We start from the raw sequence: 9,955 nt of genomic DNA, 5'->3' as shown, positions 1-9,955 counted from the left end.
AGCCTTTCAGCGCCGATGGTACTGCAGAGGGGACTCTGTGGGAGAGTAGGACGCCGCCGAACAATTTTTGTGGAATGCCTCGTCGGGAACTTCGGTTCCCGGCGGGGCATTTCTGCATTTCCGGACCTCTTTGCACCCAGCTTGTTGGCTGCCGCTCATTTTCGAGAAGGCGGTTCTGCGGGCCATCAGTGGTGCACGCTGGTGAGCTGTTCCGAGAGCACCCACAACTGGTGGGCCGTGGCGGAGACCTGGATGGCGCGTTCCCGGTTGCGGAGGGCGGGCTCGCCGCGGAGTTGGAGTGGTCCGTCACGGCTGAGCCGACGGCTCTGTCCGTCAGCACGATCAAGCCTACGGTGTCCCGTCTCCGGGGATCTGGTGCGATTTACTTGTGGTCTCAGGTGACCTGGTCCGCCGATGCGTTCGAAACGGCTGTCGCTCGTTGGGGTGGGGCGGTCTGCGTGCAGGCTGTGGTGCTTCGCGAGGTGTTCCACCCTCACGGTACGGGGTGAGGGGCCTGGGGAGATGTTCGTGGGCGAGCCTCAGGCTCCCGAGGTGGGGCCATCCCGGTCCGGGAACGGAAACGCCGCTTTGGCAACTTTCTCTCCGCCAGCGCCAGCACCGCTCAGGGAGCGTCCTCGAACTTCTTGTGCGGGGCAGGACGGGTGTGAACTTCCCGTGGAAGCAGCACAGTTGGGCTTTATGACTGCCACAATGGGCTTGAGGTCTGGTCACTACAGGGGGATGCATGGGCGACGGACAGCAGACCGGGGATACCGAGAACCAGGTGAATGGAGGACGGCAGGGGGCTGTCGTGCAAGCGGGGGCGATCACCGGAGGAGTACACCTCCACCTGTCGGCTGACGGCGTCGAGGACGCCGAGAGCCCGATCATCGTCACCGTGGCCCGCGAGTCCGACATCGACGAGGAGGACCAGACGGTGGTGCTGGATACGGACCCGCCTGTGGTGAGGGTCCGTCAGGGGCGCTTCCGGGTCACGGTGGAGAGCAACGTGAGGGGTCGGGCGGTGGTCCTGCGGGGGATGCGCCCGGTGGTCCTGTCCCGTCGTCCCGCCCGGCGGGCATGCCCCGGACTGCCGATTTCCCTTGTGTCGCCCCGCCTGATTTCCCCGTGGCATTTCAGCACCGACCTGCAGGCAGCCGCGCCTCGGTTGCATGCCAAGGATGTGAACTTCCCCTTCTCGGTGAGCGCGACAGACGTCGAGGAGTTCATCATCACGCCCGATGCCGGCAAGGACGAGGTTCTGTGGCACCTTGAGATGGACTGGCTGTGTGCCGGACGCCAGGGCACCACGGTCATCGACGACCGCGGGCAGCCCTTCGCGCTCTACCCACGTTCCGGCCCCCGCCTTGACTGCTACCAGGGCCTCGACCTCGACCACGTTCGCGGCTGCCCTGCCCGGCGGCTCGCTGTCCAGTCCACCCGGGGTACCGTGATCCGCGGCTGCGACAAGGACTCGCCACGCGGAGAGATCAAGCCTGACAACGGCGGCGCTATCTTGGAATTCACCTTCCCCCACAGGACCCCCCGCAACGAGCGCAGGGTGGAGTATTACTACCGGGGCCAGGCCGTCAGCTATACGGTGAAGCCGGTCTCCTGGCGCGATCGGGAGTTCCTGCGGGTCACCAACCTCCAACCCGCCTCAAGAACCCCCGAGAACCCCTGAAGCCTGAAGCCGGCCGCCGTGACGCCCGGTGGTCTTGGCGCGATGGCGCCCGGACAACCCCCGTCTCCTGCCCGCAGAATCCCGCTGCCAGGAGATCCCCCAGCAGCCTATGGTCACAGCTCGGGCTCAAGGACAGTCTGGCAGGGAGCCGTCATCCAGCATTACCGGGAGCTGGCTCGCGACCGTGCGGCAACAGCCTTCGACACACGGGACGGACGGCGCCTACGCGTCCATGAACGCGCTCGTTCTCGGCGTCGATACGGGAAGCTCCGGAGGCATGCTGGTCGGCCTCCGGGAATGGCTGATCGTCCGCCTTGGGCACGGCGACAACCTCGTCTGGGTCGCTCTCGTCCGGCATCTCGTTCCCGGCGGTTTTATGCATCTCCTGAACCGGAAGCCGACGCTGTTGCTGTTGCCACGCTCTTTCGACTGCTTGACGAATTTCTGGAAGTACGAGAAGGGCGCGACGGCCTTCTCAAGATCTACCGTGCCTACCAGACGTGGTTGAACGCCCAAAGCTGGTATCACCCAGATCTGTTCCCGACGGACCAGATCAGCTGAGACGACGACCAGCACTCATACCCACGGAATCCGATCAACTGAGAAAACCACCGTCTTGGCGTCTCACCCCATCTGGTCGCCGCAGGCCACAGTCCTGACTACGGATCAGATCATTTGCGATGGGACATTCGGATTCCCATTCGACCTCATGCGGGGTGGCAGAGCCTTGCCGTGCCATGTGCTGAGTGTCGGCATTTGTGAATTGGCCGCCACTCGATCGCGGGTCGACTCAGCGGGCCGAGTCGAACTCGCGCACCACCTGTGGCAGAGCCTTGAGGACCGTCGTGTTGTGGTCGAACTCGCCGACATCACTGAGCTGTTGGTCAGCCCCATTGGCAGTCAGCTGGCGCTGGCAGCGCAGGGAGTTCGCAAAGGAGACGTCCTTGTCGCCCCTGGCGTGAAAGAGGTGAACTGGGACGTCGGGCCGCCAGTCACACGTGGTGTCCATCACTTCCAGTTTGCGTCGCAGATCCCCCATGGGGTGGCGAACCCTCTGAAGGAACTCTTCGGTGAACAGTTGCTTCGAAGTCTTGGGCAGTGCTGCCGTGAGCTCCGACGCCTTGTGGTCGCCGTCGAACAGCGTCTGTACCGTCTTGTCGTAAGGGGCTCGGAATGCCTGGTCCGGGGCGCCGTACAGGCCGTACATCCGGTTCCACGCGGTCGCGAAATAGGCGAGGTAGAGCGAGGACCGTTCGATCTTGTCGTCTGCCGCGGCGGCCTCGAAACCGCTCAGATCGAACGGGCCGGCGACCGGGGTGAGGACACCCGGACGGAAATACGGATCGGCGCCCTGCTGCAGGGCCCGCCCGACCAGCATCGTGGCGGGGCCGCCCTGGGAGAACCCGCTGATGAGTACGCGCCGGTCGAGGCCGCGCCCTTCCCTGCGGGCGAACGTACGTGTCGCTCGCAACGCGTCCACCGAAGCGGTAACGGTCGCCTTCGGGTTCCCGTACGGATGGATTCCGGGGCCCTTTCCCAGGCCGAGGTAGTCCGGGGCAGATACCGCGCGCCCGGTCGAGGCGAACAGCAGCGCCGTGGACCGGTCGGGCGATTCGTCGTTCACCGAGGCCGCCTCTCCTCGGTACACCTCGGTGCCGTGCAGCCAGGACACGACCCGAAGACCGCGTTCATCGTTCTTCGGCATCGCGACCAACTCGCTGGCCGTGGTGGGTGTGCCCTTGGAATCGACGGTGCGATACACGATCCGGTGAGCTCGCACGCCGTAGCGGACCTGTGCTGCATCGATACCCGCCTTGGCCAGGCGGGCTGCGACCTCCTTGGCGTCCAGGTCCGCAACGGGGGTCACGGAGACCACCGCCCCGCGCGTTGCGGAATGCTGGTGAGCAGGCGAGGAAGAGTGCCGGCTGTCGTCGCACCCAGCCCCCGCCATTACGGCCACGGCACACACGAGGGCGAGCGCGGCATGCTTGGGTGATCTTCCGTCGAACCGAGAAATGTTCATGGCTGGACCCTGCCGTTCCTGGCACACTCGGCGCATTGCGACCAACACCCCACTCAGCAGGGGGTTTTCCCTACCGCGTGGCCAGCTCTGAGCAACTGGTTCATGGCCTGGTACCCGGGCAAGCTGAACGGTGCGGGTACGGAGCCAGCCAATTGCGGCGGGGCGAAATAGCGTGACGACGGCACGGAAAGGAACACGGCAGAAGACGAACTCGTTGAGGACACTGTGTGAGACAGGCTCATCCATGCTGGTCAAGGCCGTTCCAAGGGATGTCGGAGACGAACACCTGCAGTTCGGTCCACATGGAGGCCCTGTTCGAGAACACCGTCGCCTGATCCGCGCTCTACAACGAAACCGTGGCCGCCGAGGTCTGCGAGGAACTGGGGCCGGCGACCGAGCCGCGCACCGTCACCGCCGGGCGTCGGCCGGTCATGGAGATCGCGGGGGTCGACTCCGAGTTGATCGACTGGTCCGCTACCCGCCGCGAGCAGATCGACGCGGGCCTGAAGGGCATCACCGACCAGTACGTCAGCAAGCACGGGCGGCTGCCCGACGGGCGCGCCCGCCACGGCCTGGCGTGGTGGGCGGCGCAGGACACCCGCCCGGAGAAGAAGACCCCGCGCCCGCTGGAGCAGCTGCTCGCGTGGTGGCGCGTGTCGGCCTTGCTGTGGTTCGGGCACCGGATGGTCGACGGAATGCTGGAGCGTGCCGGGCAACCGGTGCGGTGACCCGGGGGCGGGCGCGCCCGTTGGCGGACACCGCGCTCGCCGCGATCGATGTCGCCGCGGTTGGCACCGTGCGTCACGTCTTCGCCCGCCGCCACGTCCTGGCCGAAGCCCGCCGCCACCTCGCTGAGACCCTGCGCGGCCGTGGATTCCTGCCCGGCCTGGATGACTACATCGCCGACCAGGCCCTGGCCCGCCACGGACACCGGCTCACCGTGCCCGAGCTCGGCCGCCGCCCTCCGGCGCCGGACCAGATCACTTACACCGCCAACTTGCACCGGCCGGCCCGCCGGTGGATCGCCGGCACCGACGGGAAGCCGCCCCGCGCGTCGACCCGGTACGAGCGGGCCCGGGTCGCCAGCCTTGCCCTCCAGCACGCGATCCGAGCCGTCCGCACCGTCGCCGGACTCAGCAACGGCCACCGTGCACGCCGTCGATCACGACCATGCCGCCGCGGCCACCCCAGCGCAGCGGGCCACCGTCGTCCACGCCCACCAGCAGGCCGCGATTCCCACGCAGTTGGACCTGTTCGCCGCCGGGGCCGACGAGGTCGATCAGGAGCCAGACGAGGTCACGGAGCGGCCGGAGGGCCGGACGGCGGACTCCGCGACGTGGCTGGGCTCACCGGAGAATCTCGACCGGCCCGCCGCCTTCACGCGGGAGGCCGACGCCTGCCGCCGCGCCATCGCCGACCCGCAGCAGCCGGAGCAGCACACAGACGAGGCCGGTACCAACGACCAGCAGCAGCACAGGCCCCGGCCCGACCATGACAGAGGAGTGGGCCACGACCGCTGAGGGGTGCAGACCGTCCAGCGGGTGGCCGATCTCCGCCTTCACCCGCGCGTTCCGTCGACGCGGATCGAGAATCGTCAGTGTCGGAACCGGCCGTGACGACGAAGGAGCCGTCGTCTCCCGCGCCCTCGGACCGGGCCGGCCAAACACTGAGCAGTTCCTTCACCGCAGCCTCACCTGCGCCCGGAACACCGTGCCAACTGCCCCCGGACATCGGCGGCTTGCGCGATCAGCTCCGGGCGAGCTGGGGCACCTTCGTCGACGTCGTCTCCATGGCGCTTCCTTGCCTGTTCGCACGTCGGGCACCTGCTGCACCAGGCCGGGCGCCTACGGTGCGGGCGCGGACCTGTGGACAGAGTCCGGGCCCCGCAGCGAGGCGTTGCTCATGACGCCGGTCACGGACAAACCTGCCCAGTCGATACCTGGTCAGGGCGGAAGCGGACACGCATCGGCGGTGGTCGTCAGACCGAGGACAAGGGGTGCTTTCTCACGGTGGGCACGGCCCGGCGCGCAGCGGTCGGACGACCGCCGACCCGGCAAGCAGGCCGGAGAAGCCGAGGACACCGTGCCCGTCGACTTCACACCTGACCCCGCCCACGAGCCGCGCGCCGCCACGGGGCAGACGTCCGGCGAGGACCTGGGCCAAGCCTCGTCGGCCCCCTCCCTGGGCCCCTCCGTCGCCCCCTCCACGGCCACCTCGCTCGCCAGGTGCGTATCCGCAGGTCAGTCCCGGCGGTCAAGTTCTCGCGACGCGTTCGACAACCCTTCTAACGGTGTTGGGGGAATTGAGGTTCGGGCGTGCTGGCCCGGCGGCTCGGCTGGTGGGTGATCAGCAGGTGGTGTCGCGGACGAGGACGAGTTCGGTGCTCATCCGGTGGCGGGTGGCCCGCTGCGCGGATCGGTCGGAGACGAGTGAGGCGATCACGAGATGGGTCTCGGCGCAGGTATCGCGGCGTCCAGTGAATCGCCGCAGGGGTGCCCACTGGCGGAGCTCGGCGTTGGTGTGCTCCACACAGATCCTCGCCGAGGGCTGCCGATGCCGTGCTCGCGCCAGGCGCGCTTGTCACCGTCGCACGCCTCGTCCTTGGGCTTCTTCGGCGGGGCGCCGACCTGGTCGGGGAACTCCTTGGCCGGCCCGAGGTAGTCGGCGTCGACCTTCGCCTTCACGCCGGGACGGGTGCGGAACTGCTCGGCGATGCCCTCGGTGCACACGGCGGTCTGGTCGTGTATCCGGCCCGGGCGGACCAGGCCGGACAGCAGCAGGCGGCCCTGGCCGTCGCTGAACGTGGTGGTCTTGATGGTGTTCTGCTTGCGTTTTCCGGAGACGAACGCCCGGCGCCCGGGGCGGCCTGCCTGCGGGCGGCGGACCTGGGTCTCGACCCCGTCGAGCCGCAACTCAACGCCCTCCGCCTCGGCATAGGCGCCAACGTCCTCCAGCGTCTTCAGCCGCAGGCTGGGCCGGTCGGGCGCGGCGAAACCACGGGCCGCTGGCAGTGGGCGAACCTGGCGGATGGCCGCGGAGACGGTGGAGCGATCCACCTCGAAGAGCTCGGCGAGCATCGCGTGCGGCAACTGATGGCGCAGATGGACCAGGGCGACCAGCAGCCGATCGAGGAAGACCAGCTTGGGCTTCCGGCCGGCACCCTCCGCCCGCACACGCTCCCATCCCCGGGCCTCGCGGAGCGCGGACTGTCGCGCGGCCTCCCACAAACTGGCGAGCTCGGCGAACAACTCGCCGGAATGTGCGCGTGAGACACCGGACCGGGCAGGATGGGATCAGGCCGTACGGGCCCAGGTCAGCTTCACAACTCACCCAACCCGTGCGGCCCTTCTCATGGTCACGGCCCGACCGGGACGATCACCATGTCCGCCGAGGCCGGAAAGCTGCTCGGCTTGAGTTGCGTCTGCCGGGACCTCGAAGACGATCTCAAGCCCGTCGCGCTCGTCCCACTGCTCGCCGACGCGCGTGAAACCGAAGCCCGCGATGGTGGCCAGGGAGGCGTTGTTGTCGGGGCTGATAGTGGCCCGCACGGTCGTGACACCGGGATCGGTGACGGCCTTGACGAGCAGCGCCGTCAGCATGGCGCGGGCATAGCCCTGGCGGCGGTACCCGGGCACGACGGTGTAGCCGACCTCGACCATGCCGGCCTCGTCCGGCGACCCGTGGAACCCGGCGTAGCCGACGACGGCCCCGTCCGGCTCGGACACCGCGACCCGCGTGATCCAGGGCGCGGCAGACGGGTCCTCGGCGAGCTGGTCAGCGCGATAGCCGAAGACCCAGCGAGCCCGGTCGCAGACGAAGTACTCGTCAAGAGCGACCCCGGCCTCGGCGCTGCCGCCGGCGAGGTCACCGCCGGCAAGCGCCCGCAGCGCCTTTGCGCTGAGCTCGACGAAGCGGACGCGTTTGGGGATGGAGAGAGGTTCGTTATTCATCGCGGAGATGCTCGCCCAGCACAGGAGGGCTGTCCACCGCTTTACGGTTCCGGCGGACATGGTGATCGTCCCCGGGCCATGACATGAGAAGGGCCGCACGGGCGCCGCGATACCTGCACCGAGACTCATCTCGCGATCACCTCACTCGTCTCCGACCGATCCGCGTGAGTGCACTGGGCCAGTGTCTTCGGTCTGTGCGGGCAGGCTGGTGTGCCTGGGTGTGTGTCTCCGGGGGTAGTGCTTTTGGGTAGGTGGTCTGTTCAAGTGCCGTAGGTGCAAGGGTTGTTGGGTGAGGCGGGGGGGTCTCGTCCGCGCGCGGTGGGCTGCGTGGCGCGCCGTCGTGACCGGTCGGCCCGGCTGGTATGTCCTTGGCCGGGGGTGGCCGGCTTCGGACGGTCGGGGTAGGCCGGCTGCCGGGGCGGCAGGGCCGAGCAGGTGGCCGGGTGGGTTGGGTGAGCGGGCTGGTGTGCTGGTTGTGAGGGGTTCGTAAGGCAGTGGCGCGTGCCGGTTCCTGTGCCTGTGGTGCTGTGTTCGGGGTGGTGCTTGGGTCAGTGTCCGGGGTTGGTGTGGTTGGTGTGTTCTGTGTGGTGGTGGGGGGTGTGGGTGCGGGGTTGGGCGCGGATGTGTATGCGTTCGCCTTGGCGGCCGAAGAGGCTCAGGAGTTCGACGGGGCCTTCGCCGGTGGAGCCGAACCAGTGGGGCAGTCGGGTGTCGAACTCGGCGGCTTCGCCGGGGTCCAGGGTCAGGTCGTGGTCGGCCAGGATCAGACGTAGCTTCCCGGACAGGACGTAGAGCCATTCGTAGCCCTCGTGTGTGCAGCGTTCGGGTTCGGTGCGGCTGGCGGGCAGCACCATCTTGAATGTTTGCAGGGGGCCGGGTTGGCGGGTCAGTGGCAGGACGGTGTTGCCGCCCGATCGGCGGGGGGTGAGCCGGATGCGCGGGTCGCCGACTTCGGGGGCGCCGACCAGTTCGTCCAGCGGCACCTGGTGGGCCTGGGCGATGGGCAGCAGCAGTTCCAGGCTGGGCCGTCGGCCGCCGGATTCCAGGCGGGAGAGGGTGCTCTTGGAGATGCCGGTGGCCTCGGCCAGCGCTGCGAGGGTGACCCCCCGCTGGGTGCGCAGTCGCTTCAGGCGTGGGCCGACCTCGGACAGGGCCTCGGCGATGGCGGGTGAGTGCTCCACCCGGTCATTACACAGCGCTGTTCCTGAAACGGCAACAAAAATTGCTTGTACGGGGTGGTGGACGCACTCTGACCGGAGGTGACCGCCGTGCGTGGCCGCCGGCACCGCCCGGCACCGCCCGGGCGCGGCCGGGCGCGGCCGGGCCGTTCGCCCGGGTCAACTGCCCCGCCCCACCTTCTTTGTGTCCGCCTCTTTCTTCCCGGAAGCAGGAACGCCATGAACCCGCACCACACCGGGGACCTCGACTGGGACGCCATGGGCGCCCGCCTGGAACGCGAAGCCGAACTGCACACCCCCGCCCTGGACCAGTCCGCCGCCTGGCTGCGGGAACTGCTGGGGGGTGAGGGCGCCGTTGCGGGTGTGGGCCGGGTGCTGGACGTGGGCAGCGGGCCGGGGGTCGCCGCCTGCCGGCTGGCCCGTGCCTTCCCGTTCGCGGACGTCGTCGCCGTCGACGGGTCGGCCGGCCTGTTGGAGCGGGCCGCCCAGCGCGCCGCCGCCCACCACCTGGGCACCCGCCTGAGCACCCACCACACCGACCTGCCCGCCGGCTTCGCCACCCTCCCCGCCACGGATGTCATCTGGACCAGCCAGGCGATCCACCACCTCGGTGACCAGGCGGCGGCACTGAAGGCACTGGCCGCCGCCCTGCGCCCCGGCGGCCTGCTGGCCGTCGCCGAACGCGGTCTGCCCCCGCGTTTCCTGCCCCGCGACATCGGGCTGGGCCGGCCCGGACTGCAGGCCCGGCTGGACGCGGCGGCCGAGGACCGCTTCACCGTGATGCGCGGGCAACTGCCCGGCGCCACCGCAACGGTGGAGGACTGGCCGGCCCTCCTGGCGCGGGCCGGCCTCATCCCCACCGGCACCCGCACCTTCCTCACCGACCTGCCCGCCCCGCTGGACCTGCCGGCCCGCGAACACCTGCACATCCACCTCACCCGGCTGCGCGATCAGCTCGGCGAACACCTCGACACCGCCGACCGCACCACCCTGGAATGCCTGATCGACGGCGATGCCCGCACCGGCATCCTGTGGCGCCCCGATGCCTTCTACCTGGCCGCCACCACCGTCCACACCGCCCGCGCCTGCCCCCGCTTTTGACCCTCGCCCCACCACGCCC

At 69.0% G+C, this 9,955-nt stretch carries 9 protein-coding genes; 5 read left to right on the top strand and 4 right to left on the bottom strand.

What is annotated here, in order from left to right; translation table 11 throughout:
• Positions 1-745: 745 nt before the first annotated feature.
• Positions 746-1,684, top strand: a complete 939-nt coding sequence (locus tag LIU39_RS34245; RefSeq protein ID WP_227050887.1) for a hypothetical protein — start codon at positions 746-748, stop codon at positions 1,682-1,684.
• Positions 1,685-1,916: 232 nt separating this feature from the next.
• Positions 1,917-2,192 carry a hypothetical protein gene (locus LIU39_RS34240; protein ID WP_227050886.1) on the top strand — a complete coding sequence of 92 codons (276 nt, stop codon included), beginning with the start codon at positions 1,917-1,919 and terminating at the stop codon, positions 2,190-2,192.
• 282 nt (positions 2,193-2,474) lie between these two features.
• Here the strand turns inward: LIU39_RS34240 and LIU39_RS34235 are convergent, their stop codons facing one another.
• Complete coding sequence (locus LIU39_RS34235) at positions 2,475-3,551, bottom strand: alpha/beta hydrolase family protein (RefSeq protein WP_227050885.1); 1,077 nt, start codon at positions 3,549-3,551, stop codon at positions 2,475-2,477.
• Between the two features lie 512 nt (positions 3,552-4,063).
• On the opposite strand from LIU39_RS34235, the gene LIU39_RS34230 reads away from it, so the two are divergent.
• Entirely contained in the window at positions 4,064-4,435 is a 372-nt protein-coding gene (locus tag LIU39_RS34230) for a relaxase domain-containing protein (protein ID WP_227050884.1), read from the top strand.
• Positions 4,436-4,855: 420 nt separating this feature from the next.
• Positions 4,856-5,227 carry a hypothetical protein gene (locus LIU39_RS34225; RefSeq protein WP_227050883.1) on the top strand — a complete coding sequence of 124 codons (372 nt, stop codon included), beginning with the start codon at positions 4,856-4,858 and terminating at the stop codon, positions 5,225-5,227.
• 918 nt (positions 5,228-6,145) lie between these two features.
• On the opposite strand, the gene LIU39_RS34220 is transcribed toward LIU39_RS34225, so the two are convergent.
• The 3 genes from LIU39_RS34220 to LIU39_RS34210 form a co-directional block, all read right to left on the bottom strand.
• Positions 6,146-6,880, bottom strand: coding sequence for a transposase family protein (locus tag LIU39_RS34220; protein ID WP_308409452.1), 735 nt, complete (start codon positions 6,878-6,880; stop codon positions 6,146-6,148).
• Positions 6,881-7,033: 153 nt separating this feature from the next.
• Positions 7,034-7,657 carry a GNAT family N-acetyltransferase gene (locus tag LIU39_RS34215; protein WP_227050882.1) on the bottom strand — a complete coding sequence of 208 codons (624 nt, stop codon included), beginning with the start codon at positions 7,655-7,657 and terminating at the stop codon, positions 7,034-7,036.
• A gap of 548 nt (positions 7,658-8,205) precedes the next feature.
• Positions 8,206-8,838, bottom strand: a complete 633-nt coding sequence (locus LIU39_RS34210; protein WP_227050881.1) for a helix-turn-helix domain-containing protein — start codon at positions 8,836-8,838, stop codon at positions 8,206-8,208.
• Positions 8,839-9,054: 216 nt separating this feature from the next.
• On the opposite strand from LIU39_RS34210, the gene LIU39_RS34205 reads away from it, so the two are divergent.
• Positions 9,055-9,936 carry a class I SAM-dependent methyltransferase gene (locus LIU39_RS34205; protein ID WP_227050880.1) on the top strand — a complete coding sequence of 294 codons (882 nt, stop codon included), beginning with the start codon at positions 9,055-9,057 and terminating at the stop codon, positions 9,934-9,936.
• Positions 9,937-9,955: the final 19 nt, after the last annotated feature.

Source organism: Streptomyces pinistramenti (genome assembly GCF_020564935.1).
In the GTDB taxonomy this organism is placed as follows: Bacteria; Actinomycetota; Actinomycetes; order Streptomycetales; family Streptomycetaceae; genus Streptomyces; species Streptomyces pinistramenti.
Note: the sequence above shows the minus strand (reverse complement) of the source record. Positions and strands in the feature narration are given on the sequence as shown.

What these genes read in the sequence shown, in the direction of transcription:
- LIU39_RS34245 (WP_227050887.1), top strand. Translation starts at nt 746, where the DNA reads ATGGGCGACGGACAGCAGACCGGGGATACCGAGAACCAGGTGAATGGA.
- LIU39_RS34240 (WP_227050886.1), top strand. Translation starts at nt 1,917, where the DNA reads ATGAACGCGCTCGTTCTCGGCGTCGATACGGGAAGCTCCGGAGGCATG.
- LIU39_RS34215 (WP_227050882.1), bottom strand. Translation starts at nt 7,657, where the DNA reads ATGAATAACGAACCTCTCTCCATCCCCAAACGCGTCCGCTTCGTCGAG.
- LIU39_RS34205 (WP_227050880.1), top strand. Translation starts at nt 9,055, where the DNA reads ATGAACCCGCACCACACCGGGGACCTCGACTGGGACGCCATGGGCGCC.